The sequence below is a fragment of the Singulisphaera rosea genome, from assembly GCF_054877945.1.
This window is the reverse complement of sequence record NZ_JBTYIP020000021.1, coordinates 152,172-177,382: the sequence shown is the minus strand read 5'-3', so window position 1 is coordinate 177,382 and position 25,211 is coordinate 152,172. Positions and strand designations below refer to the sequence as shown.

21 protein-coding genes are annotated in these 25,211 nt (G+C 63.4%); 18 read left to right on the top strand and 3 right to left on the bottom strand.

Annotation, left to right across the window (positions count from 1 at the left end):
- The first annotated feature begins 310 nt into the window (after window positions 1–310).
- The 3 genes from ACYOEI_RS28680 (at window position 311) to ACYOEI_RS28670 (ending at window position 3,783) form a co-directional block, all read left to right on the top strand.
- On the top strand, window positions 311–1,273 hold the full coding sequence (locus tag ACYOEI_RS28680; RefSeq protein WP_462853086.1) for an NAD-dependent epimerase/dehydratase family protein: 963 nt from the start codon (window positions 311–313) through the stop codon (window positions 1,271–1,273).
- A gap of 8 nt (window positions 1,274–1,281) precedes the next feature.
- A complete protein-coding gene (locus ACYOEI_RS28675; protein WP_462853085.1) occupies window positions 1,282–2,667 on the top strand; it encodes a glycosyltransferase family 4 protein in 1,386 nt (461 codons plus the stop codon).
- 138 nt (window positions 2,668–2,805) lie between these two features.
- Window positions 2,806–3,783, top strand: coding sequence for a redoxin domain-containing protein (locus ACYOEI_RS28670; RefSeq protein ID WP_462853084.1), 978 nt, complete (start codon window positions 2,806–2,808; stop codon window positions 3,781–3,783).
- A gap of 100 nt (window positions 3,784–3,883) precedes the next feature.
- Here the strand turns inward: ACYOEI_RS28670 and ACYOEI_RS28665 are convergent, their stop codons facing one another.
- Entirely contained in the window at window positions 3,884–6,154 is a 2,271-nt protein-coding gene (locus ACYOEI_RS28665) for a penicillin acylase family protein (protein ID WP_462853083.1), read from the bottom strand.
- Between the two features lie 491 nt (window positions 6,155–6,645).
- On the opposite strand from ACYOEI_RS28665, the gene ACYOEI_RS28660 reads away from it, so the two are divergent.
- The 6 genes from ACYOEI_RS28660 (at window position 6,646) to ACYOEI_RS28635 (ending at window position 13,008) form a co-directional block, all read left to right on the top strand.
- Complete coding sequence (locus ACYOEI_RS28660) at window positions 6,646–8,355, top strand: hypothetical protein (RefSeq protein ID WP_462853082.1); 1,710 nt, start codon at window positions 6,646–6,648, stop codon at window positions 8,353–8,355.
- A 780-nt stretch (window positions 8,356–9,135) separates the two neighbouring features.
- On the top strand, window positions 9,136–9,315 hold the full coding sequence (locus ACYOEI_RS28655; RefSeq protein WP_462853081.1) for a hypothetical protein: 180 nt from the start codon (window positions 9,136–9,138) through the stop codon (window positions 9,313–9,315).
- Window positions 9,316–9,586: 271 nt separating this feature from the next.
- Entirely contained in the window at window positions 9,587–9,910 is a 324-nt protein-coding gene (locus ACYOEI_RS28650) for a hypothetical protein (protein WP_462853080.1), read from the top strand.
- 334 nt (window positions 9,911–10,244) lie between these two features.
- A complete protein-coding gene (locus tag ACYOEI_RS28645) occupies window positions 10,245–11,204 on the top strand; it encodes a glycerophosphodiester phosphodiesterase (RefSeq protein WP_462853079.1) in 960 nt (319 codons plus the stop codon).
- Window positions 11,205–11,287: 83 nt separating this feature from the next.
- Complete coding sequence (locus ACYOEI_RS28640; protein WP_462853078.1) at window positions 11,288–12,187, top strand: ABC transporter ATP-binding protein; 900 nt, start codon at window positions 11,288–11,290, stop codon at window positions 12,185–12,187.
- Window positions 12,184–13,008, top strand: coding sequence for an ABC transporter permease subunit (locus ACYOEI_RS28635; protein WP_462853077.1), 825 nt, complete (start codon window positions 12,184–12,186; stop codon window positions 13,006–13,008). Before ACYOEI_RS28640 ends, ACYOEI_RS28635 begins: the two co-directional genes overlap by 4 nt.
- Before the next feature lie 41 nt (window positions 13,009–13,049).
- On the opposite strand, the gene ACYOEI_RS28630 is transcribed toward ACYOEI_RS28635, so the two are convergent.
- Window positions 13,050–13,826, bottom strand: a complete 777-nt coding sequence (locus tag ACYOEI_RS28630; RefSeq protein WP_462853076.1) for a hypothetical protein — start codon at window positions 13,824–13,826, stop codon at window positions 13,050–13,052.
- Between the two features lie 403 nt (window positions 13,827–14,229).
- Here ACYOEI_RS28630 and ACYOEI_RS28625 point away from each other — a divergent pair, with 403 nt between their 5' ends.
- From ACYOEI_RS28625 to ACYOEI_RS28595, 7 genes are all read left to right on the top strand, one after another.
- On the top strand, window positions 14,230–15,309 hold the full coding sequence (locus tag ACYOEI_RS28625; protein ID WP_462853075.1) for a type II secretion system F family protein: 1,080 nt from the start codon (window positions 14,230–14,232) through the stop codon (window positions 15,307–15,309).
- 64 nt (window positions 15,310–15,373) lie between these two features.
- Complete coding sequence (locus ACYOEI_RS28620) at window positions 15,374–16,423, top strand: type II secretion system F family protein (RefSeq protein ID WP_462853074.1); 1,050 nt, start codon at window positions 15,374–15,376, stop codon at window positions 16,421–16,423.
- A gap of 43 nt (window positions 16,424–16,466) precedes the next feature.
- On the top strand, window positions 16,467–17,705 hold the full coding sequence (locus tag ACYOEI_RS28615) for a type II secretion system F family protein (protein ID WP_462853073.1): 1,239 nt from the start codon (window positions 16,467–16,469) through the stop codon (window positions 17,703–17,705).
- On the top strand, window positions 17,702–18,130 hold the full coding sequence (locus ACYOEI_RS28610; protein ID WP_462853072.1) for a type II secretion system protein: 429 nt from the start codon (window positions 17,702–17,704) through the stop codon (window positions 18,128–18,130). The genes ACYOEI_RS28615 and ACYOEI_RS28610 overlap by 4 nt, the downstream gene beginning before the upstream one ends.
- Window positions 18,127–18,648, top strand: a complete 522-nt coding sequence (locus ACYOEI_RS28605) for a PulJ/GspJ family protein (protein WP_462853071.1) — start codon at window positions 18,127–18,129, stop codon at window positions 18,646–18,648. The genes ACYOEI_RS28610 and ACYOEI_RS28605 overlap by 4 nt, the downstream gene beginning before the upstream one ends.
- Window positions 18,645–19,082, top strand: coding sequence for a hypothetical protein (locus ACYOEI_RS28600; protein WP_462853070.1), 438 nt, complete (start codon window positions 18,645–18,647; stop codon window positions 19,080–19,082). The genes ACYOEI_RS28605 and ACYOEI_RS28600 overlap by 4 nt, the downstream gene beginning before the upstream one ends.
- Window positions 19,079–19,999 carry a DUF1559 family PulG-like putative transporter gene (locus ACYOEI_RS28595; protein ID WP_462853069.1) on the top strand — a complete coding sequence of 307 codons (921 nt, stop codon included), beginning with the start codon at window positions 19,079–19,081 and terminating at the stop codon, window positions 19,997–19,999. The genes ACYOEI_RS28600 and ACYOEI_RS28595 overlap by 4 nt, the downstream gene beginning before the upstream one ends.
- A gap of 10 nt (window positions 20,000–20,009) precedes the next feature.
- Here ACYOEI_RS28595 and ACYOEI_RS28590 read toward each other — a convergent pair whose 3' ends face one another.
- The gene (locus tag ACYOEI_RS28590) at window positions 20,010–21,587 is read right to left on the bottom strand and encodes a thiamine pyrophosphate-binding protein (protein ID WP_462853068.1); all 1,578 of its coding nucleotides are present in this window, start codon (window positions 21,585–21,587) and stop codon (window positions 20,010–20,012) included.
- A 294-nt stretch (window positions 21,588–21,881) separates the two neighbouring features.
- Between ACYOEI_RS28590 and ACYOEI_RS28585 the strand changes: the two genes are divergently transcribed.
- A complete protein-coding gene (locus ACYOEI_RS28585; protein WP_462853067.1) occupies window positions 21,882–23,093 on the top strand; it encodes a GspE/PulE family protein in 1,212 nt (403 codons plus the stop codon).
- An 84-nt stretch (window positions 23,094–23,177) separates the two neighbouring features.
- Entirely contained in the window at window positions 23,178–25,046 is a 1,869-nt protein-coding gene (locus ACYOEI_RS28580; RefSeq protein WP_462853066.1) for an ABC transporter permease subunit, read from the top strand.
- The last annotated feature ends 165 nt before the right edge of the window (window positions 25,047–25,211 follow it).

The following is a 25,211-nucleotide window of genomic DNA, read 5'->3' as shown; positions in this document are numbered from 1 at the left end:
TCCACTTCGCCGAGGTCGGCAGCGACGCGGACCAGCGGAACTACGAGGTCTCGTACGAGAAGATCCGCAAGAAGGGCTTCGAGACGACGGTCGACCTCGACCGCGGGATCGCCGAGCTCGTCCGCGCCGCCAAGCTCATCGAGTTCCATAACCCCTTCGCCAACGTCTGAGTCGCCCGAGATTGTCCCTGGCCGAGTGCGAGGAACGCGGTCCTTCGACCGTCGTGCAGTGATGGCACGATCGGACAGGATCCTGTCGCCTGTTGCAATCGCAGCATTCGACCAACGGATGATCACCACGAGGAGTGTGGATGCCACCATTCTGGGCCGACAAACGTGTGACGGTGACCGGGGGTGCGGGTTTCCTCGGCCAGCACCTCGTCGCTCGCCTCGAGCGGCTCGGGGCGAAGGTCTTCGTCCCTCGTCAGCGTGAATACAACCTGACGACTCTCGACGCCTGCCTCAAGTGCCTGCTCGAGCATCCCTGCGACGTCCTCTTCCACGCCGCCGCCTATTACGGCGGGATAGGCATCAACGTGTCTGAGCCGGCCACGCTCTACTATTCGAACCTGGTGATGGGCGCCAACCTCATGGAGGCCGCCCGGCTCGCCAAGGTCGACAAGTTCGTGGCGATCGGCACGGCGTGCAGCTACCCCGGCTACCTCGAGGGAGACCTGAAGGAAGAGGACCTCTGGGCAGGCCCCTGCCACGCCAGCGTGATCAACTACGGCCTGACCAAGAAGATGATGGCCGTGCAGGCCCAGGCCTACAAGCGGCAGTACGGGCTCGACTCGATCCACCTGATCCTGACGAATCTGTACGGACCCGGCGACTCGTATAACCCCGACCGCTCGCACGTCGTGGCGGCCCTCGTCCGCAAGTTCGTCGAGGCCGAACAGGCCAAGGCACCGGGCGTGGAGGTCTGGGGTACGGGTAAGCCCATCCGCGAGTTCATCTATGTCGAGGACTGCGCCGACGCCATCGTCCTGGCGGCCGAGCGTTACGACGACGCGGGCACGCCCCTGAATATCGGGACGGGACGCGGCACCTCGATCCGGGAACTCGCCGAAACGATCCTCGCGGTGTCCGCCTATGGCGGGACGGTGTCCTGGAACACCGAGAAGCCCGATGGCGCCGCGAAGAAAGTCCTCGACGTCTCGCGAATGAAGCAAGTTCTCGACGGCTGGATGCCGCCGACCGACCTTGAGGCCGGATTGACCAAGACCATTGCCTGGTATCGGGCCAACAAGGCCCAGGCGGACACAAAATGGTGAGAGCTTGGTTGCAACGATGGAGCGGCACCGCGCCTCAGGGGCGATTCACGTCGAGGGCGAGGGCGACGGCGATCCCGCCGACGCACCTGCGGCACTCGACGGCGTCCGGCAGGACGAACCGGCTGCTGTTCATTAATCAATACTACTGGCCCGAGCACGCCTCGACGGCCCAGCACCTGACCGACCTGGTCGAGTCACTGGCCCTCGAGGGGCACGAGTGCCACGTCCTCTGCGGCCAGGGGCGATACAAGCCCGGGGCCCCCCGGCTCCCGGCCTACGAGACGCACAACGGGGTCCACATCCACCGGGTCCCGACGACCTCCTTGGGCCGTCGGAGCACGCTCAACCGGATGATCGACTACCTGAGCTTTTACCTGAAAGCCATGGTCGTCGCGGTGATGCTGCCTCGGTTCGACATGGTTGCGACCCTCACGACCCCGCCGATCATCGGGCTGGTCGGGACGATCCTCCGCCGCTTCAAGGGGAGCCGGCACGTCTACTGGAGCATGGACGTGCATCCCGACGCCAGCCTGGCGCTCGGACGCATGTCGCGCCGCAACCCGATCGTCGGCGCCCTGGCCTGGCTCAGTGACTTCGTCTACAAGCAGGCCGACAGGGTCGTCGTCCTCGGCCCTTACATGGCCGACCTGCTCGCGAACAAGGGGGTCCGCCGCGAGCGGATCGAGACGGTCTCCATCTGGAGCCGTCGCGACGAGATCTACCCGATCCCCCGCGAAGGACATCCGCTTCGCGAACAGCTCGGCCTGGCCGACAAGTTCGTCGCGATGTACTCCGGCAACCTCGGCCTGGCCCACACGTCCGAGGAGTTCCTGTCCGCCGCCCGGACGCTTCGCGACCGCGAGGACATCGTCTTCCTGTTCGTCGGCGACGGCCCCCGGATGTCGGAAGTCCGGTCGGTGAAGGAGGCGGAAGGGCTGGACAACATCCGCTTCCTCGACTACTTCCCCCGCGAGCAGCTCCACGCGTCACTCTCGATCGCCGACGTGCACCTGCTCTCGATGCGTCGGGAGATGACCGGGATCGTCGTCCCGAGCAAGCTCTTCGGCGCCATGGCGTCGGGCCGACCGGCGATCTTCGTCGGCCCCGAGCACTGCGACTCGGCCGATACGATCCGGCAGGCCGACTGCGGCCTGACCATTCGTCAGGGAGACAGTGCCGGGCTGGTCGAAGCCCTGGCACGTCTCGCCGGTTCCCCCGAGGAAGCCGCCCTCATGGGCCAGCGCGGCCGGGTCGCATTCCTCGCGTCCTTCGAGCGGGCCTCCTGCTGTGCCAAGTGGAGCGGTGTCATCAACGAGTTGATGCCAGCCCCCCGAGCATCCCTACCGCCGGTGCTCCGACCGATCGCGGCCCAGATCGCCGGTGGCTCCGCCTGATTCCTCGTGGCCTCGTCGACATCCGTTCGTCGGCCGATCGCGTGCGACCGTTTGGGACGAGAGACTCGTCCCGAAGGGTCTCACGCGATCGTCGTTTCCAGATAGATTCGATCATCCCTCAACCCGAGGAGTGCGGTCGTGAAGGCTCGATACCGACTGACGATGCTCGCCCCCTTCTTGGTCTTGGCAAGCTCTCTGGTCCTCGGCGCCGAACCGGCGCCCTCAACCGTCGCCCAGATCCAGGATTCGCACGATCGCGCCTTAATTCGCGATATGTCCGCCTATATCGACGCTCATCCCAAGGCGGACGACCTCGATCAAGCTTACATGGTCATCCTGAACAAGGCGATCGAGCATGACTGGTTTGTCGACAACGAGGCGCTCGCGAACCGCTACCTCAAGCAGTACCCGGACGGTCCTGTTACTTCGCTCGGCCGGATCGTGGCGACGATGGCCCGCGCCCAGAGCGGCCATTTCGACGAGGCCCTCGCGCGGTTCAAAGATTTGATGCGTGGGCTCGGGAAGGCCGAGCAGGAAGAGTTCGCCGTCAACTTCGCCGATAACCTCGCCCTCGCCGCGACAGTCGCGGGTGAGTATCAGGTCGCCCGACAGGTCTACGGCAGCCTTTTGGAACGCTTCGGCGAAAGCCCCGCACTCCGGCAGAAGGTGGGTGACGATCTCAAGCGACTCGACAAGGTCGGGAAGCCGGCACCAAGCGTCTCGTCCCGAGACACTGACGGCAACGCGATTCGCCTCGAGGATTATCGAGGCAAGTACGTCCTCGTCGACTTCTGGGCCACCTGGTGCGCCCCTTGCGTCGCAGAGTTGCCCGTCCTCCAGGCCGCGTACGCCAAATACCACCCGGGTGGTTTCGAGGTGGTCGGCGTCAGCCTCGACGAGACGAAATCCGCCCTCCTGGATTTCGTCCGGGAACGCAAACTCTCCTGGAAGCAGGTCCACAACGCCAGCAGCGGCGCCGACTTGGTGGAAGCCTTTGGCGTCAACACGATCCCTGCCTCATTCCTCATCGACCCCGAAGGCAAAGTCATCCGGATCGAGTTGCGAGGGCCATCGCTCGAGACGACGCTTGCCAAGCTCCTGAAGCCCAGCAAGTGACCACGGGCCACGCCTGACGACAGGCGGACTCACAAGATCTTGAGGATGTCGAGCACCGCGGAGCTCTTGGCTCGGCGGTGCTCGCGTCGTTGGGAACTTGTCACGAACGGCGAGCCAAGCCTTCGACGACCTTGTAGACCCCTTCCCACCAGTCGTGCAATCCCTGGGCATACCAGCGTGAGAATCGTCGGTCGCTCGGCCCGCCGGGCAGGGTCGTCTCGATCTCGTCGGTTCCCAGGTCGGTGACGTACCGATACGAGGGTGCCGTGGCGATCTCTCGACCACGACTGCGGAGAAACTGCCCCTGGTGGACGGTCGCCCTCCCCCCCTTGAGGGAGGCGAGCTCGCGATCGAAGCCGAGCCAGCGCGGAAGCTTCCCACCGAAGAGGAGATGCCTGAAGACGAGCCGACGAGTTTGACGATACGGTTTCGGGTCCGTCTCGAGGGTCCGAGCGAGCACGGCTCGAAAAATCTCGTCGCGCGAGCGCCCCCCGAACCAAAGTGAATCCTCCGACAAGAGGATGTCGTCGAACAGCCCGTATGATTCGGCGAGCAGGGCGGTCTCGTCGAGCAGATGCCTGAGGACCTCCGGTCCGAATCGGTCCGAATCGCTGTCGTCCGCCCCTCCGAAGACGTCCTCCAACAGCGAGCGATAGAACGACTCGAACAAGGTCACGGCCGTCGAGTCGTCGCGATAGCAGCAATCCCAGTCGAGGAGCCTTTGCGCATTCCTCCCGGGCCCAGCCTCGAGCAGGAGAGGTCTAAGGACGGTCATGAAACGCTCGGCCTGGAGCGAATAGAGGTCGAACTGGATCGCCTTCATCTCGTCGAGCGTGAACACGCCGGGACGAGCGAGGATCGAACGGATCCGCTCCGATCGATAAGGGGCCGCACAGAGGTTGATCGGATCGAGCCGTCCCCAGCGGTTGAGGTCGTCGTTGGCCGTGACCAGGAACCCCTCATCGGGGTCGGAGCGGCGTGGGAGATCCTCCACGTCGGCGAACCCCCTCCAGTCGTTGTCCGGTTCCCAGCCGGGTAACGGAAGCAGGCCCGAGACCCCCGGCCGTCTCAGGGGCATTTTGCCGGACATCTGGTAGCCGATCGCACCTTCGCGGTCGGCGAGGAGCCAGTTCCACGACGAGTTGCAGAGTTGGCCCAGCAGGCCCCGGGCCTCGTCCACGTTCGAAGCGTCGAGCATCCCGAGGAGCGCATCGAGGGAAGGGGCCCCGGTCTCCTCCCCGCAAGACCAGCGCGTCGTGAGGTAGTAGCCCGGGACGCGGGGATCCCCCTCGAGTGTCCCGTGCTCATTCTCATAGAAACAAACGGTGACGGGGTCATGCCGTTTGCGGAGGATCGTCTCCTCGCGGACCCGGAACGGGTGCCAGGACGTCCCACGCCGATACTGCCCGTCGCAACAATCCTCGACCCAGGAGTCGACGCAGTCCATGAACGCATAGGTAACCGACCACGCGACGTCGGCGTTACGGCCGATCACCACTCCGGGTGCGCCGGGGAGCGTTGCGCCGGCAGCGAAACACTCCTTGCCCCCCGACGACCAGCGCAGGACCGCCTCATACCAGAACGCGGGGAGCCGGTTGACCTGGAGGTGTGGGTCGTTGCATGCGAACGGGTGCCCCGTCGCCGTCCGGGAACCTGCGAGGACCCAGTTGTTCGAGCCGACCCCTTCGGGAATCGTCGGCACCCGCCAGAGGGCTTCGGGGACCAGCCTCTCCTCGAGGTTGATGCGGCGGATCAACTCCTCATCGAGGCCCTCGAGCTTCCCTGGAAAGAGTTCTTCGAGGTGGTCCCGGGAAATCCCACCCTTGACGCACTCGAGGATCCAACGCTCCATCTCCGCCTGGCCGATGGCGAGCGAGACGTAGCCGATGACCTTCGCCGTCAGGTAGATGTCCGCGAACGACCAGGGGTCGCTCCGCGCTCGGTCACCCAAAAGCCGAAGCTCCCAGGGGATCCCGGACGTCTGAAATCCCAGCGTAACCCCTCGACAATAGGCGTCGACGCCCGCCCTTGCCCTCGGCGACAGTGCCGCCTCTTGCTGTATCGCGTCGCCTCCGAAATTCAACTTCCGGAAGAAGCGGTCGAGTTCGAGCATTTCGTCGGTGTCAGAAAGCCGTTGGCAAGCCTCGCCTCGCGCCAGGATCCGGACCAGCCGCATCTGGAGCGCGCGGTCTCTCGCATGACAAAAGCCCAGTCCCAAAAGGGCGTCGATGGGGTCTTGAGCCTCGACCTCCGCAACCCCCTCGACGTTCCGGCCGACCACAACCTTCCCCGCGCGACCTTCGAGAGTCCTGCGTCGTCCCGTCATGATCATCCCTTCGGACCCGGTCTGGCGTTGGAGGGCTGTCGACATCGTCCCCGATCGACTTCGGGTCGGTCGCACCCGGGCTGGATTCTCCGAGCCGATCCCCTCAAATCTTCCCGACTACAGGCCTCGAGGTCGAGACGGGCCCGGCAAAAGGGTCGTCCGAGCCATGTCAGTGTTGCCGAGCTCTCGACGGCAGAGTAGGGCGGATGCGGAAATCGTTGGTGGACCCCAAAAATCCTCGCTTGGCGCTGTTTGGACCTTCGGATAAAGTTCCCGCGCTTCTGTGTCTACGATCTTGACATCCGGCAGGTTCGTTGACCGCGCCGTGAGCGGGTCCAAGGCACTCGGGCTCCGTAAATTCCTCAAGGATGGGGAATCTCGGCCACGCCGCACGTCGCTTGGCGAGAAGTTCGGCCGCTCCCGAGACTCGATCGCTCGCTTCTCCGAAGCGACCCCCGTCGAGGACGAAGAGAGGGGCGACCCGACCGACACTTGCCTCAGGCGACGATTCGGGCCTTGGTCTAAGGAGGGATCACGTGACGTTGCGGGAATCTTGGAAACGTCGCACGATCCAGGGGATTTCCCTGAGCCTGGGAATCGTCGCGGCCATCGCATCCGCCGATTCGGTGCCGAGTCAGCCAGCCACGATTTACCAACGAAATCGGGCCTTCCGGATCCCGTTCCAGAACCATCCCAACGAGAAGTCGAGGCGAAGGGAGGTCCAGCTCTGGGTCTCCGAAGACCGTGGAAAGTCGTGGAAGCCCAAGGATTCCACGACCCCCGACCAGCCCTCGTTCACGTTCCAGGCGGCGAAGGATGGCGAGTACTGGCTCGCGGTGAGGACCGTCGACGACGAGGGGCGTCTGCACCCGAGCAGCAACGACCAAATCGTCCCGAGCATGAAAGTGGTGGTCGACACGACCCCGCCGACACTCGCGTTGGAGCCGGAGATGAGGAGCGCAAGCCTCGCTTCCATCCTCTGGAAAATCGGGGACGATCACCCCGACGTAGCGACCCTCACCTTCGAGTATCAGGTCGAGGGGCGAAAAGACTGGCAACCGATTCCTCGACAAAACCCGGGAGCCATCGGCTGCGCGACCTGGGATGCGGGTTACACCAGCCCGCTCAGAGTCCGGGCCACCGTCTCGGATCGTGCCGGCAACCGCATCGAGACCTTCACGGCGATCCCGGGACAACGCCGCGAGGCAGGTTCGGCCGCTACGGAGTCGGCCGTCGCTGCAACTACCAAGCGGACCTCAGACACATCGAAGGCCGAAGTTCCCAACCGGACGTTGGCCGCGAAGTCACCGAAACGTAACGAACAAGCCCGGAACACTCAGACCGTCGGCGCAAATCGAGATCGGGAAGTCAACCGAGGAGCCAGGCCGTCCCCAGCGTCGGCGCTCCGAGAGAAGATGCCGGAGTCGGCCTCCTCGAAGGCACAAGGATCCGCCGAGAACGTCGCGATTCAAGAGGTTCGGAACGACACCGTTCCCACGACAGACGTCCGTCCCGCGGAGACCAATCCCCTGGAGGGTCGTCCAGTCCTCGCGACCTCACGCACGGAAGGGTCGGGCGGACGAGGCAAGGGACGTCAACGCGCCGAGGGTCGTGACCAACGCCCCTCGAGCAATAACAACACGCCCGATCCCGTCGCAACGAACAGTCAGCCATCCGCCTCGGATGATCGTGCGATAATGGTCACCGCAAGCCGGGGACCCACCGTCGCGCAGGAGTCCGCCCAGGACTCGGAGGCGATCGCACGGGTGATTGCTAAGCTCGACGACCGTTCCGGGACCGACCCTTTCGTCGACCCGGTCGGATTGACGAACGACACGCCGGCGGAAAAGCCGGTCTCGGCAACCCAGCCGACGGCAGACGGGCCCGCCACCTTCCGCGTGAATCGTCCTCGATTCACGCTCCCATACGGGATTCAAGGATCAGGTCCTGAAGGGCTGGTCAGTGTCGAACTCTGGGTGACTCGAGACGGCGGGCGAACCTGGAAGTCTCAAGGCAAAGATCCGGACAAGCGTTCTCCTTTCCCGATCGAACTGGGCGACGAAGGGACTTACGGCTTCAGCGTCATCGCTCGCGACGAGGCCGGGCAGGGAGAGCCGACGCCGTCGCCGGGCGACCCTCCTCAGGTAGTGGTCGAGTACTCGCGTACCGCGCTGGCCACACCGTTGGCCCCCGGCGGCGCAACCTCGAAGACCGGCAACATGCTCCAAAGACTCTTCCGCCGCTGACCAGCATCTAGCCTAGAACGCGACAGCGGCTCGAAAGGCTTGTTCCCAAGGCTGTGATTCGAGGAGTCGATCGGAATCGTCGATTTCACGCCCCCGTCCGTTTCACTACGAGTCGTTGCCTCCTTGAGGCTTTCGCAGAGGGTGAGTGCCTTCATCCCTTTGCGGAGGGCCGCCCATCGGTAAGCTAGGATGGAGAAACTCTATCCGGCAAAGACCAAGGCCTATAACACCCACCCGGCTCCGAAATTAACTTCCTGTTCAAATTACTATTTAAGCTTTGACATACCAGAATCTCGCCGCAGCGCACCTCCAAGGGCATAGCTTAGTTTGACTGATTCGCATCCCCACCGGTTCGAAAGAAAACGTCAAATCAGACCAGGAACGGCCCCGACAAGAGCGGGGTACGACCCATCGAGCATGAGGGCATTTGCGGGTGATGAACCCTGCGGAGCCCTATGTGCCAAGGGGTCGACACGGTCTTCGAGGATTGGACGTCACACATGTATGTGCGTCCCGATGGCCCGATGATGGCGGGAGCGCCGATTATTCACGGGATTATTTGGCGTGAGTTCAATCGTGACCTAGGATAAGGACGACGGGGCCCTAAACGTCCCGAGGTCCCGTGGGCGATCGAGAGATATCGCGTTCAGAGCGATATCTTCCCCCCGGCTGCGATGAACGACGACCTCGAAATGGACGAGGCCAGGGTACAGAGGGAGCTCGCTCATGAGGCGAATTGGCCGACAAAACATCCAGCGGACCAAGCATGATCTTATTTCGATGTCATCGGAATCCACTCTCGGCACGATGCAAGTCGTGGCGGATTCCATGCTCTGCCGGCTGCACGTGTGGTCGGAGGAGGAGTGGGCGATCCTCCCCGAGAACGAACGGCCCCTCAAGTTCACCCATGCCCCAGGCCTGGGTTGGGTGGGGGCGATCGCCGTCGAAGGGTTGAACTGAGGCGGGGCCGTGATCAGGGAAAAGCAAGCCTCTGCCGCCGGTCGAGGACAAACGCGGGTGAGGTGGGACTAGGCGTGGTAAAACAATAAACCGGCCAAAGTCGACTTCTCGGGTGGTGACATCGAGGCCGAACCGCATTATAATCTTTAAGGCTGGTCATTTCATGGATCGATCCTCACCAGACCATCAAGGGAATTCACGAACCCGTCAAGACGGTCCCCTCGGCGACGTTGCCGCGTCTGAGGACTGCCCCACGAAGGAGCCATCCGCGATGAATCACACCGAGATCTCCGCTCCCCTCCCTTCCCCGGCCGAAATTTCGTCGTGGTCGAACACGCAAAGTAAGGCGCAAGCCACTCGGGCCGCGAATGCGCGTTCGACCAGCGGACGCCGCCGCCTCGTCGACCCCACAACCTGCGACCGCGAGTATACGTCCAACGAACTCGAGTTCATGCAGGCCATCCAGGAATACAAGAAGAAAAGCGGCCGGATGTTCCCCACCTGGAGCGAGGTCCTCGAAGTCCTCCAGAGCCTCGGGTACCGCAAGGCGGACGCCTCGAAGATCGCCGCCGCGGCCGGCATCGAGACCAAGTAAGCGGCCCTCGCGACTCTCGTCTTCCCATACCGCCCGACTCGACTTCGCTTAAAGAATGCGGCGAACATTGCCTCTGATCGAACCCTCACGGCTCGGTCGAGCGAGCGAGATCGCGCCCGGTAATTTCTCAACGCTGGTTCGAAATCCGGGTGCGAGGGATAGTCACCCCGCCTTGAATTGCCAAAGCCCCCCGGCCTTGGGCAACACCCGACCACAGATTCGGAACCAGATCAGGCGACGTTAAGACTCTGACCCAACAGGTCGGCCCTTCGATTTTAGGCCTGAGACGACGTTGACTCGGGTCGAACCAGATGTCCAGGGCGCTTGACCGGATATGCTCAATCTCTTCCGACAGGGTCTGATCGTCGCCTCGCGAAACAAACCGTGGATCATCGCTCATCGGGGTGACTCGGCCCATGCCCCCGAGAACACCCTCCTCGCCGCAAATGCAGGATATGAAGCCGGGGCCGACGCCTGGGAACTCGACGTGCAACTAACGAGGGACGGCGTCCCAGTCGTCATCCACGACGAGTCGCTCTCCAGGACCACCGACGTCTCGGCTCGGTGCAAGTGTGATCCGCGCGGCCAGTCGGGATTCTTGATCTCGGACTTCGACCTCGACGAAGTCCAGCAGTTCGACGCCGGTTCCTGGTTCCTGGAACCAGGAGGCCTGCGAACAGCCGCGGGTTTTGGGACCTTGGACGAGATCGATGACGAACGTCGGGCGTTCATCGCCTCGGGGCAGGTGCGCATTCCCACGCTCGACGAAGCCCTCGAATTGACCAAGAGGCTCGACTGGCTGGTGAATGTGGAGGTCAAATCGTTTCCCGCGACCGACCCTCGACTCCTCGAAGCCATCCTCGACCTTGTGATCCGACGTGGGATGGCCGACCGGGTTCTGATCTCATCGTTCGATCATGCCGACGTGGCGCGCTCGGCAAGACTTTGCCCGGACATCCCCACCGGAGTTCTCGCGGTCACGCCAGTCGATCGCCCCCACGAATACGTCCGCGACTTCGTCGGCGCCGACTTCTATCATCCGTCGAGCCAAATCCTCGGCGAAGAGTCGATCGCCTATCGGCGAAGGTCATCGGCCGAGGCACTCCGACAGCTCGACCTCCAAGCACTCAACGGCGCGAATGTTCCCGTCCTGGTCTACACCGTCAACGACGACCGTGCGGACGGTCTCGCCATTCACCTGGCCCAAGCCGGTGTTGCCGGGCTCTTTACCGACGACCCGGGGCGACTTCGCCGACTCTTCCCGGGCGAACGATCCCCCGACCTGTTAGGATGAGCTGCGAGTCTCCGAATCGCTCGCCAAGGCCGGGAGCCGAACCAAGGCCGATCGGCGCGGTTAACCCGTGAGGTCGACGAGGGATGATCGTTACGGAAGGCCTGACCAAGCAGTACGGGACGACGACGGCCCTCTCCAAACTCTCGATGGAGATCCGTCAGGGCGAGGTGTTCGGCCTGCTCGGCCCGAACGGGTCGGGGAAGACGACGACGATCCGACTCCTCCTGGGACTTCTCCGTCCAAGCTCGGGGAAGGCCACCGTCGCCGGGCACGACTGCTGGCGGCAAAGCCTCGAGGTACGACGACGGGTCTCCTACCTCTCCGGCGAACTCCGGATGTTCGGCTGGATGACCGGATTCCAGATGCTGAGCTTCCTCTCCGACCTTCGAGACGGAGCTCCCCTGGACCGGGCGGTCGCCATCGCCGAAAAGCTCATGAAGCTCGACCTCAGGCGTAAGGTTCGGACTTACTCCACGGGGATGAAGCAGAAGCTCGCGCTCGCCCAGGCCTTCGCCGACCCCGTCGAGATCCTCATCCTCGACGAGCCCACGTCGGCGCTCGACCCGTCGGCCCGCTCCGAGATCCTGAGTCTGGTCCGCGAGGCGCGGGACGTCCACCGCCAGACCGTCGTCTTCTCGGGACACGTCCTCTCGGAGGTCGAGGAAGTCGCCGACCGCGTGGCGATCATGCGTCAAGGCCGCCTGATGCATCTCGCGGACATGCACGAGAGGCGCAACACGCTCCGCCTGATCCTCGCTCGATTCCCCGAGGGATTCGTCCAACCGTTCCCCGACGAGCTCGAATTGACCGTCCGCGAGCGAAATGGAGACGTGCTCCTGATGGAGCACCGAGGGTCGGCAGCCCCGGTGCTCTCCTGGCTCGGTGAGCGCGGAGTCCTCGACGTCGCGATCGGGACCGAAGACCTGCGCACGCTGTACGACCAATTCCACGGCCCCAACGTCAAGGACGAGGACGCTTGGTGATGGTTCCTTTCCTGGCCCTCATTCGGAAGCACTCGACCGAGGCGCGATGGGTGCTCATCCTCTCATGCCTCGCCTTCTTCGGGCTGTCGATCCTCACCGTCTGGTTGACGTTGCGCTTCGAGCGTCTCGCCGCCAGCGAAGATTTCGATAAAGCGGCCCGCAACCTCGGTTTCTTCAAGCGGCTCGGCGGCCCTGAGATGGACGGCTCGACGCTGGCCCTGGAGATCAGCTTCTGGAACCACCCGTTGATCGTCTTGACGGTCCTCGGGTGGGCGATCACGCGCGGGGCCGCAGCGGTTGGTGGAGAAATCGAGCGCGGGACGCTCGACCTGATCCTCTCACGACCAACCTCACGTTCAGCGTTCCTGGCCTCGCACATCGCCTATACGGTCTTCGGGCTGGTTGCGCTGGCGGCGGCCTTGATCGTGGGAGACCTCATCGGCAACCAAGTCTTTCCCGTGAAGTCGCCCGCAAACCTGCTGGCTTATCTGAGGCCCGGCCTGATGGTTATCACGCTGGGCATGGGCGTTTACGGATACACGCTGCCGTTCTCGACGATCGATCTGGTGCGTTGGCGTCCCAGCTTGATCGCCTCGGCCATCACGTTGGCGGGCCTGATCGCACTCACGGTCGCACCACAATTCGAAGGGTACGACTGGCTGGAAAAGCTGTCGGTGCTGCGGGCCTATGCCCCGGTGACCGTGGCGATGAAAGGAGATCCGCTCGCGTTCAATGCGGGCGTCCTCGTCCTGATCTTCGGAGCCGGGGTCGGCCTATCGTTCCTGCTCTTCTCCGCGCGGGACTTGCCGACGAATAGCTGAAGCCCATCGTCGACTCGGACCTGGCGTGATGCCAGTGGTCGTTATCGCGACTGGAGGTCTTTATATTCCTCCAGGCGAACGAATCGGGAGCGAGCCATCAGCGAATGGATCCGTTCGAGGGCCTCAACCTCGCGAGTGGTCAGGTTGGGTGTGACTCGATAAGTCGAACGCACCTTCCGCGGTGGCCCCGTCAGTCGATAGAGCACGGTGATCTCGCTCGGGCGGAGCCGATGCCCTTCGACGAGCGTGCGGACCGCCTCGAGTGTCGGGAACGGGGGAATGGGTCGAGGGTTTCGCAAGGCATTCACCTTCTCGAGCGTGACGAGCGCCTTCGCGATGAGGTCCAGACGTCCCCGATCAGCCTCCGGCTCGCCGATTGCCTCGACTTCGAACGCTTGATTCGACAGGCTCAGCCGGCGAGCTTGTCGATCGAACGACACGGCCAACGGTTGCTGAAGCAAGTCTTTCGGGCTCGAGTTCGAAGGGCTCGGCTTCGCCTCCGCCACATCTCGGGTACGGTTGAGGACCTGTCGGCGAGTCTCCTCAAGGGTCTCGACCTTCCTCAGAGCGACTTCAGTCCGCACCTTCCTCGCCAAATCGACGATCTCGACCCGGTCCGCGGTCGGCTCGTAAAGCACCACTTCGAAGCCCGGCTTGGTGATGATCTGGTACACTCGCCCACCGTGGACGATCATCTCGACGGTCCGCACGGGTTCCTTTCGGACTTCGAACTCCTCGATCGCGAGCTTGAAGTCCGCGACCCTGTGCTCCGAATCCGTCTCGCCGCCGCCAGCCTCGAGGCCAAACACTGCAAGCATCAACATAAAACCAGAATATCGAATCATTCGACCTTAATCCCATCGGCGTCGACGTAGGGGCCGAAAGCTCGGCTGGCGACACCGAGTTGGCTATCACGGCGGAGAGGAGGACGACCGGTCTGGCGGGACAAGTTTACACGAAAACTTCACGCATCCAACGAGCCTCTCGACAGGAGAGACGCATTCGTTGATCTTCGACTGTCCGAACATCCGGGTGTCAGGATCGGCCCTCGACGTCCGAAAGCTTCTGGGCCAGGACTTTGGTTTAGAGTTGAGCTTCACGGATAAGCCGTTGCGGTTTCTGACTTCGGTGACGGTTGACGTCGAGCGTGTGGTGTGGTGAAATCAGCTTTCACATTTGTCGTAGGATCGCCCTGGTTGCCTGGCGAGATCGGTTGGAACCATGCCGGAAGCGACAGGGGAGTTGCCCGCCCTCCCGCGACTCTCTTTCAACGACTTGATCGCGTTGAACGACGAAATCGCGGCGCTAGCCGGGGCCGGCTTACCGTTGGAGCGTGGTTTACAAGACCTCGGCGGTGAGTTGTCGGGAAGCCTGGGGCAGTCGATGCGCCGACTGTCGGAGCGGATCGGGCAAGGGCAGAGTCTGCTCGAGGCCCTTCAGGAGGAAGGTGACCAATTCCCCCCGCTGTACCGGGCCGTCGTCGCGGCCGGCTCGCGATCGGGACGGCTTCCGACCGCACTGGAGAGCCTGGCGGAGTTCATCCGGAGCTACCGGGACGCTCGGCATTCGATCGGCCAGGCTCTTTGGTATCCGTTGATCGTCCTGGTGATGGCTTATGGGCTGTTCCTGCTCCTCGTGACGCAGTGGGTGCCGCATCTGACAGCCGCGTTCGACTCGCTGCAAGTTCCGAGATCATTCGCCTTGGACGCATTCACGAACCTCGGTGCAACGGCTCGCTACTGGGGCCCGATCCTACCAGCGATCTTGCTGGCACTCGCGGCCTCCTGGGCGTGGACCGGCCGAGCGGCGAACGTCTTGCCGGGCGGGCGGGGGTCACCGTTGTTGTGGATTCCCTGGATGCGCTCGATGACCGGGCGATTCGAGGCCGCCAACTTCGCGGATCTCCTCGCCATGCTGATCGAGCACGGCGTGCCGATGCCCGAAGCGATCATCCTGGCCTCGGAGTCGTCGGGCGATCCCGCGATCACGGGTGCGGGAAGGTCGCTGGCGGACTCCATCGAGCGCGGGGATGCCCGGAATGATGAGGTCTATCGATCCTCGGCCTTCACGCCCATGCTGCGATGGACGTTGGCGACGTGTCGAGAGTCGTCGAACTTACCCGTCGTGCTGCGACAACTCTCGAACAACGACCGGAAACGGGCGCGCGACGACGCCGAAAAAATCAAACTCTTTTTCCCCGTCATGGCGATGGTAGCCGTCGGATCGACCGCGGTCCTGGCCTACGGACTCACCCTCTTCCTCCCCATCACCACGCTGTTCCATCAACTCGCCACGCCTTGAGAGTCGCGGGCGGTGTGATTCCCGACGAATCCGAGACGCAGTCCGACGAGCGAGAGGGCCGCCGATGAGGAGAGCTTTGGACGCGGGAAGTTCGCTCTCGGACCACGAGACGACGGAACTCGCGCGTCGGATCGCCGACCTGGCCGCCGCCGGACTACCTCTCCCGTCGGGGCTCCGTGCCCTGGCGGAAGAACTCCCCAGGAGACGAGTCCGAGAATGCCTGGTGCGGTTGGCAGACGCGATGGACGCGGGGGTGCCGCTCGATGCCGCGTTGGGCGCTCTCAAACCCCAACTTCCTAGCTACCTACGAGGATTGATCCTGGCCGCGGTGAGGACGGGGAACCTCGGCCAGGTCCTCGGCCGATTCGCCGGATACTGCGACATCGGGGCCGATCTTCGGCGCTCGGTCATGCTCCGGCTCATCCCCTCGCTCGCCTCACTGGCTTTCGCGATCGCAATCTTCATCTTCGGTTCGACCCAGTTGATCCCCGACTTCAAGACGATCTATAAAGATCTCGGCGCCCCTCCTTTGGAGATCATCCGGGCCATCTTTGCCATCTCCGACGCGATCCAGGCGGTCTGGCGGCCGGTCGTCCAGGGGCTCCTGATCCTCTCGGCCTGCTGGGCCATCGCCTGCCTGGTCCTGCCGAAGGAGATTCGTCGCGGCCTGCTCGCCGACATTCCCGTGCTCGGGGACGTCTGGCGACTGACGGCCCTGGCGGAGTTTTGCCACCTCCTCGCCACCCTCGTGGAATGTGAGATCCCGCTCGTCGAGGCGCTGCCGATGGCCGGGGAAGGGGTGTCGAATTTCCAGGTGGCGTCCGCGAGCCGGTCGGCCGCCTCGGCGGTTTCGTCCGGCCTCCCGTTCTCCGATGCGATGGTCGGCCGTTCGCTCTTCCCCCGAGGGATGACCAGGATGCTCGTCTGGTCCGAAGGACACCGAGGGCTCCCCGATGCCCTCCACATGCTCGCCGAGCTCATCCTGGTCCGCGCCCGGGCCCGCGTCCAGGTCGTCGCCCTGGCCCTGAACATCTCAAGCCTCATCGCAATCTTCGGAGGGATCCTGTTCACGCTCGTCCTCCCGACGGCCTTGCTCATCTACCAGTTGTCTTGACGACCTCACCTCGGCCCGATCGAGGGGATTCGCGGAGGAGTTTGTGATCGACGAATCGGCCAGATCCAACGACTCGACGAAGGGAGATCGCCCGATCGACTTCCCGTCGCCGCCTCATCGGCGACTGATGCTTCGTCATCTTATGTACACGGTTTTCGTCGCCGCACTCATCTTTTGGGTCATCTCGCTCGCGGACTTCTACCTCGTGATCCTGACCTTCCTGGGGCTCGGGTTCCTGATCGTCGGCAGCCTGATCACCGCGTCGAAGAGCCGGTCGAGGAATCGGGATACCCTGACGAGGATGCTGGCCATCGCTTCGCAGCACGAGGTCGTGCTTACTACGGCACTCACCGCCCTCGCCGAAGATTGCCGGGGTTCCTACCGGCGAAAGGTCCTGACTTTGGCCGCATACCTCGATTACGGAGAGGAGTTCCCGAGGGCGATCGATCAGATCCCGGGCGTCCTACCCGCCGACGTCGAGATCCTCGCCCGCGTCGGCTGGTTTTCGGGCAAGTTCTCCGAGGCGCTGCTCGAAGGGGCCGCAACACGCCTCGCCCTTCGACCCATCTACAACCTGATCGCGTCTCGAATCTCTTATCTGACCGCGCTTTTCTTCTTGATCCAGATCATCGCCGGTTTCCTATTTTACTTCGTCGAGCCGAGGATGGTCTCGATACTTCGAGACTTCGGCATCGCCTTGCCAACCATGACCGGGACCGTGTTCGCGCTCGGCCACCTCTCGACCGCTTGGCAATTCCTCGTCACTCTCGCGTTCGTAGATTCCTTGATCTTGATTTATGTCCCCCTGGCGATCTTCGGTTGGTCGCAATTCGGGATCCCGATCCTCGATCGATGGTTCGTCCGCCGGCACAGCGCGTTGATCTTACGTTCGTTGGCGTGGACCGTGGACGGCGGCAAGCCCCTCGAAAGGGGGGTGAACGTGCTCGCCAGATCCTATCCGTCGCGGTGGGTCCGGCGCAGGCTCGCCCGAATCGCCCTCGACCTCGCCCACGGCATCGACTGGACACGATCCCTCCGCGACCATTCGCTCATCAACGCCTCGGATGCCGCCCTCCTCGACTCGGCACGCCGCGTCGGAAACCTCTCGTGGGCGATGCGTCAAGCGGCCGAAGCGGGAGAACGACGCCTGGCCCATCGCGCCCATCTGCTCGTGCAGGGGATTTACCCCATTCTCCTGATCGCGATCGGGTCCCTCGTCATGGCCCTGAGTGTCGCCTTCTTCCTGCCCCTGGTCACGCTGATCGAAAGGCTCGCCGGATGAGGAGGAATTCCAGCACGAACCTTCGCCCCAAGCGTCGAGCCTTCACCCTGATCGAGATCACCGTGATCTCGGCCATGCTGGTGGCCGCCATGGCGACGACGCTCCAGGTCGTCTCCTGGGTCGCGATTCAACGTCGAGCCACCGATCGTCGGCAACTTGCCATTCAGGAGGTTGCCAACCTCATGGAGCGGCTCGCCGCGAGGCCCTGGAACCGGCTGAACGCTGAGGGCGACCAGGCCCTCGCACTTTCCGATTCGGCCCGCTCCGGATTGCCCGGAGCACGACTTGAGGTCGACGTCGACGTTCTCGCCAGCGAGGGAGCGAAGCGGATCCGAATGCGGTTGTCCTGGAGGAACCGGGCCGGGACCATGGAAGCGCCTGTGCGTTTGACAGCCTGGCGATATCGTGGGAAGGAGGAACGATGAAGGCTCGCCGAGGTTATACGCTCATCGAGCTCCTCGTGGTCATCTCATCGCTCGGGATTGTGATGGGGATTTGCGTCGCGATCCTGTACTCCTTGATGAAGCTCGATCGGGTCGGTCGGGCGCACCTCGCCCAATCGATGACTCGGGATCGCCTGTCCCACCAGTTTCGCAAGGATGTGCATGCCGCCCACGTCGTGACACCCAAGGCCGAGCTCGACTCGCTCTCGGCCACGCTCGAGCTCGGGAGTCGTGATGGTCGAGTCGTGACTTACGAGGCGAAGGGGAAGATCCTCGCGAGGTCCGAGCGGTTGGGAAACCAACTCGTACGAGGCGAGTCTTACCCGTTCCCCACGACCCCGCCGCAATTCCGCGTGAGCCTCGACGACGGGACCACATTCGTCTCGATGGTCGGCCCTCGATCGACGGTCGCGAACGGCCCTCGAGAACGCCCGTTCCAGATCGATGTGTCGCTCGGACGGGACGACCGATTCGGGGCGACGCCGGAGGCCGTCCGATGAATCCGTTGCCGTCGCGGCCGCATCCAAAACATCGCCGAGGTACAGCCACAATCTTCGTCTTGATCAGCCTGGTCCTCATCACGCTGGTCTGCGGAGTCCTCTTGAAGGTCGTCCTGGCCGGTCGAGGACGACTCCGGAGTGAGGAGCGACGGCTCCAGGTGGAATGGCTGGTGGAGTCGGGCCTCGAGCGGGCCGCGTCGAAACTCGAGCTCGACGCCAAGTACTCCGGCGAGACCTGGGAACTTTCGGCCCGGGAACTCGGTGGCCTCGACGCAGCCCTCGTCAAGATTACCGTCGATCGCCCCGATAACACGACCGCACTGCGCCACGTCCACATCGAAGCCGACTATCCGCGCGAAAGCACGCGCCGGGCTCGGTTGAGCAAGACAGCCCTCGTCCGTGTCGGATCGACTCCGAAGGATCCACGACCATGAAGACCCATCGACAAAGACAATACCAATGCCCTCGACGCCCTGCGTTCACCCTGATCGAGCTGTTGGTCGTGATCGCCATGATCGCGGTCTTGATCGCCCTCTTGCTCCCCGCCGTGCAGTCGGCCCGCGAGGCCGCGAGGCGGGCGCAATGCACCAACAACTTGATGCAGCTCAGCATCGCCGTCCAGAACTACGAGACGGCCCACGAGGTACTGCCACCCGGGGTCGTCAATGAGACGAGCCCCGTCCGAGCGATACCGAAGGGCTTCCACATGAGCTGGATCGCCCAGATCCTCCCCTACATCGATCAAAAGAACATCTATGATCACCTCAATTTCTCGTTCGGGGCTTATTCTTCCGAGAACATGTCGGCCCGACCGATCACGATCCGGACGTTGCTTTGCCCCAGCCAATCCACGATGGCCGCCCCCGGTCAGAGTGACTACGCCGGTTGTCATAACGACGTCGAGGCCCCGATCGCCTCCAATAATACCGGTGTCTTTTTCCTCAACAGCGGAATCAGGTTCGAAGAGATCCCGGATGGGAGCTCGAACACGATCTTTCTCTCGGAGAAGAAAAGCAACGCCTTCGAGCTCGGCTGGATCTCGGGGACGAGCTCGACGCTCCGGAACACGGGATCGCCCCCGAGTAACAACTCCACGTCGCCCACCTTCGGCGCCTCCGTGCTGGGCGACGACGAAGAGGGCGAGGATGATGGTGCGACCAAGCCGGTCTCGAAGACCAAGGCCGACGCCACCCTCATGGTGGGCTCATACTCGAGCTTCCACCCCGGTGGAGCTGTCACGGCCTTCGGAGATGGTTCCGTTCGGTTCTTGAAGTCGACGATCAACACGCGAATCTATCGATTCCTCGGCAATCGAGCCGACGGAGAAATGATCGGCGCCGACCAGTATTGAAGGCCACGTCTCAGGCCCGAAGTGGTCGCCAACGATCCGGCACCTCGACGACTGAGGGGCCGTCTCGTCCAAGCGCCTCCTCGAGAGCCACGACGAAATCGCCAGGATTTTCGACTCGGCAGGCCGGGACACCGAAAGACCCGGCGAGTTTGAGGAAGTCGGGGTTATTCAGCTCGACGTCGAGGAATCGGTCTTCGTGGACACGGTGCTGGATGTTTTTGATCGCACCATACGTGGAATCGTTGTGGACGATGGCGATCACCCTGAGTCGATAGCGACTCGCTGTCGCCAGTTCTTGCGCGGTCATGAGGAACCCACCGTCGCCGCTGACGGAAACCACGGGCGTCCCTCCGAGCGCGACGGCCGCCCCGAGCGCGGCGGGGAAGCCCCAGCCGAGCGTGATGTAGTTCGAGGGGTAGAACAGGAGGCGAGGGCCGGGGGAGATCCAGTCCGTGTGGAGCCGGTAGCCCATCTCGCACGCATCGGCGAAGACCGGGACATCGAGGGGGAGCTTCGACCGCAACACCTCGATCAGCCACTCGGGTTTCGCCGGCCGGGCCCCGCGAGCTTCGAGCAAGATCGAGGCCCATCCCTGGGCGGGGCGGTCGGGCATCGAAGCCAAGAGGGCACTGAGGGCCGTTTTCGCGTCGGCGACGATCCCCACGGCCGAGGGGTGATTCATCCCGATCTGGCCGGCATCGATGTCGATCTGGACAAGGGCCTCGGGCACGGGCATTCGACGCCACTCGGTCATGACTTCGGTGAATCGGCAACCGACCGCGAGCATCGCGTCGGCATGCGGCAAGGCGACCTTGGCCCGCGCCGATCGGGCGTGTCCGAGCGACAGGGGATGTCGCTCATCGACGATCCCTTTCCCGTTCAAGGACGTGACGATCGGCGCCCCGAGCCTTTGGGCCAGGGCGAGGATTTCGTCCGCGGCCCCCGACCAGAGGGCACCTCCACCCGCCAGGAGGATCGGCCGTTTGGACTTCGAAAGCAGTTCGACAGCCTTCTCGATCTCCTCGGTCGGGGGCTCGACGGTTTTTGGCATCGGCGCAAGGTCTTGCGAGCCGGGATTACCCTCGAAGCGGGCGACGTCCTGCGGCAGGAAGAGCGCGGCGGGCCTGGGACGGCCGGTGGTCATCGCCTCGAACGCTCGGGCGACCATCGGGGAAATCTCCGCGACGGAGCTCGGCGTCCCGCACCACTTGGTCACGGCCCGGAAGATCGATTCGAGGTCGATCTCATGATAGGCCCCGCACTCGAGGTGCATCCGGTCGGCGTTCACCTGACCGGAGAGGAGCAGGATCGGGACGGAGTCCGCCCAGCACTCGGCGACCCCCGTCAGCGCGTTCGTCGCGCCCGGGCCCGCGGTGGTGCAAACGACTCCCGGCCGACCCGTTACGCGTGCGTAGCCGTCCGCGGCGAACGCCCCGGCCTGCTCGTTGCGGATGAGATACGTCGCGATCGACGGACATTGCGAAAGCGCGTCGTAGATCGCGGTCGAGTGGGACCCGGGCATCCCGAAGAGATGCCGGACCCCGAATCGTTCCAACTCCTGCACAAGCATCCTGGCGCCGGTCGTCATCGGGCATCGTCCCCTGGCCAGTCCTCACTCATCACGGGGAGTCCGGGTTCGCGACGGATCGCACCCCGAAATCGCTCCCCAAACCAACGTCGAGACTCGAGGATCATGAGCCCTCTCCAGCCGAGGGGCAACACCCCGACCTCGACGAACCTTCGTCTTCTCCCGGGTAGGAGAGCGGCCAACGTCGCCGTGGAGGCGAGGGTGACCCTTCGACAATGGTCACGGCTCCGCTACGATGAGTCCAACATCGACCGTCTCGGGACATCCCATCCCGAGGAAGAGGATTCTCGGCTCATGGCGACACTCGGAGAGCGATTCCGACTCGAGCTCGCGAAGAAGAATCCGAAGCACGCGGCCTATGCCACCGAAGTCGTCGACCTGATCCTCGGCGAGGCCCGGACTCTCGGGGCCAGCGACATCCACCTGCGTCCGACACCCGAAGGGCTCGAAGTCCATTGGAGGATCGATGGCGTGCTCCAGCCAGGAGCCCTGCTGCCGACCTCGATCGCACCGAATGTCGTGGCACGACTCAAGGTCCTGGCCGAGCTGCTGACGTATCGGACCGACGTCCCCCAGGAAGGCCGGCTGCGTCGCGAGAGCGGCGAGGTGGAGATGCGCCTGAGCACCTTCCCGACGCTCTATGGCGAGAAGGCCGTCGTCCGACTGTTCGGGGCTCGCGGGCGGTTCCTCCGACTCGACGACCTCGGGCTCCCCGACGAGGTCCGGGAGGCACTCCGGACCTCCCTCAACGCCACCTCGGGGGCCATCATCCTGAGCGGCCCGTCGGGGAGCGGCAAGACGACGACGATCTACGCGTGCCTCCGCGAGCTCGTCGCCATGTCCGGCGGGAGACGGAGCCTGGCGACGCTCGAGGACCCGATCGAAGTCCCCGTCCCGGGAGTCTCCCAATCCCAGGTCAACCCGCAGGCGGGGTTCTCCCTCGAGTCCGGGCTCCGCTCGCTCCTGAGGCAGGACCCCGAGGTCATCGTCGTGGGGGAGATCCGCGACCCGGCGACCGCCGAGATCGCCTTCCAGGCGTCGCTGACCGGCCACCTCGTCATGACGACCTTCCACGCGGGGAGCGCCGCGGGGGCGATCGGTAGGCTTTGCGAAATGGGGATCGAACCCTACTTACTCCGGAGCGGCCTGCTCGCCATCGTCAGCCAACGACTCGTGCGACGACTCTGCACGTGTGCCAGGGAGTCCGACGACCCTTCGGAGCGTCTCGGCCTCGCGGTCGAGCGAGCCTGGACCCCGGTGGGGTGCGACTCCTGCGGCGGCACCGGATATCAAGGCCGGATGGTCCTCGCCGAATGGCTCATGCCCGAGCAAGGCGAGATCGGATCGGCGATCCTTTCTCGTCAGGACGTGCGAAGTTTGGAGCGGGTCGCGCTCGACTCAGGGATGATCAGCCGTTGGGAGAGGGCCCGAAACGCCGTCGAAGCCGGGCTCACGTCGCCGTCGGAAGTGCGCCGAGTTCTCGGCATTCACGAGCCAAGCGAGTGACTCTTTATCGATAAAATTACGCCAATTCATAACATTTAAACATTAGACTATTTTGTCGGCTTCATAACTCCCAGGAACACCCCCATGCTCCCCGGGCCCGTCTTCAACGTCGAGTTAATCACGACATCCCGACGACCTCGATACTACCTGGTCCGGTTCCTCTATGGATTGGTCCTCCTCGCAGTCATCTACGAAAACAACCCTGCCATCTACCCCTCGTACTATGGTCCGACCAGTGGGGTGCTCACGATCCAACAGATGGCCCAGATCGGGAAGGCCCTTTTCACGTCTCTCATCGTGGTGCAGTCCATCGCGGTCTTGACGTTCACGCCGGCCCTCGTCGCCGGGGTCGTTGCGGAGGAGAAGCGACGCAAGACCTTGCACTACCTGCTCTCGAGCCGACTCTCGAGCGTCGAGATCATCCTCGGGAAAGTGGCGGCTCGCCTCCTCCACATGGGCGTCTTCCTGGCGATCGGGCTGCCGATCCTCAGCATCCTGAGCCTCTTCGGCGGAGTCGACCCGCTCGCTGTCGTGTTCTCATTCGTGGCCAGCCTCACTTCGGCGTTCTTCCTCGCCTCCATCGCCATCCTCGTCTCGGTGAACGCTCGACGTCCCCGCGAGGCGATCTCGCTGACCTACGCGATCGAGGCGGCGTGGTTCTTCATCCCGACGATGTTCAAGCTCCTCATGCCGGGTGGCGGCCCTTACTGGTCGCAAGTTTACGAGTGGATCAAGCCGATCAACGACTGGATCGTGCCCACGAGCCCATTCGGTCTCCTTGCAGGCGGGTTCGCAGGCTGGAGTCGCCCCCTCGACTTCATCCTCGAGATGATGGCACGCCAGGTGGTCTATGGTCTGGTGCTTCTCTTCTTCGCTTCTGTCCTTTTACGCCCGGTGTTTCGCAGAGAGGGAGGGGGTCGACGCTTATTCGGGAAGTTCGGGAAGATCTCTCGAAAGCGTCGCTTGCTAGGGAGGCCTCCTTGCGGCGACGACGCGATGCTCTGGAAGGAGCGATACGTCTCGAGGACAACCCTGGGGACGAAGATCGCGGCCACGAGCGCCCTCCTCATCGGGTGGGGATTGCTCGCATATCTCACCGAATTCATGGCCCGACCCGCCGTCGTCGAACTCATCCAGGCCGCTTACGGGACGGGGAGCTCCTTCAGCCATCGAAATGAATTCAACACGTATCTTCGAGTCGTCTGCACCTGCCTGTACGTTTTCTGGATGCTGGCCGTCGCCAGCGCGTCCTCGACATCGTTGACGAGCGAGAGGGAGGAGGATACCTGGATCAGCCTGGTCTCGACCCCCTTGTCCGGGTTGGAGATCATTCGAGGCAAGATGTTCGGGGCGTTCTGGTCCACGCGTTGGGTCGCCCTCTTCCTGTTTCCCCTCTGGGGATTGGGCATGGCCACGGGTGCGGTCCATCCGGTCGGTATCGTCCTCGTCGCGTTCGAGACCGTCGTCTTCCTTTGGTTCGTCACCGCGCTCGGGACGTACCTATCGCTACGCGCGAAGACGTCCGCGAGGGCCATGATCACGACCCTGGCAATCTTGATCTTCATCAACGGCGTCTACCTGATGTGTTTCATCCCCGCCCAGATGGACTCGAGCGTGACCGCGTTCGGCGTCACGCCGATGATCGAGGCCCTCTCGCTCGTCTCGGGGAACGATCTCTGGAAAACCCTCGACGAGATCATCCACGGGTCCTCTGTCAGCGGAAGTCGGGATCGCCAGGGGGAAATGGTCCTGACGTGCGCCCTGGGTACGTGGATCTACACTTGCTCCGCCATACTCCTGACATGGATCATCGTTATCAAGTTTGATGCCAAAATCGGACGACCGACGCGTCTCGACCAAGGTCTTTGGAACAGGCCGAACCCCTCCAAGGACGACGGCGTTGGCGAGGACAAGAAGCCCCATCCCATGGCTCCCGAGTCGGAGGTCGAGTAACCCCTCCACCGGAACCGCAACGCATCACTGAATTCCAAAGCGTCTCCTGAGGTTCACATCACAGGAGGCTCACCACAAAGGCACATACACACATTGGGTCTCGAGGGAACGGCCGAATGGGGATCCGTTCCTGGCGTATTCTTTGCTTGGTGCCTTTGTGGTGAA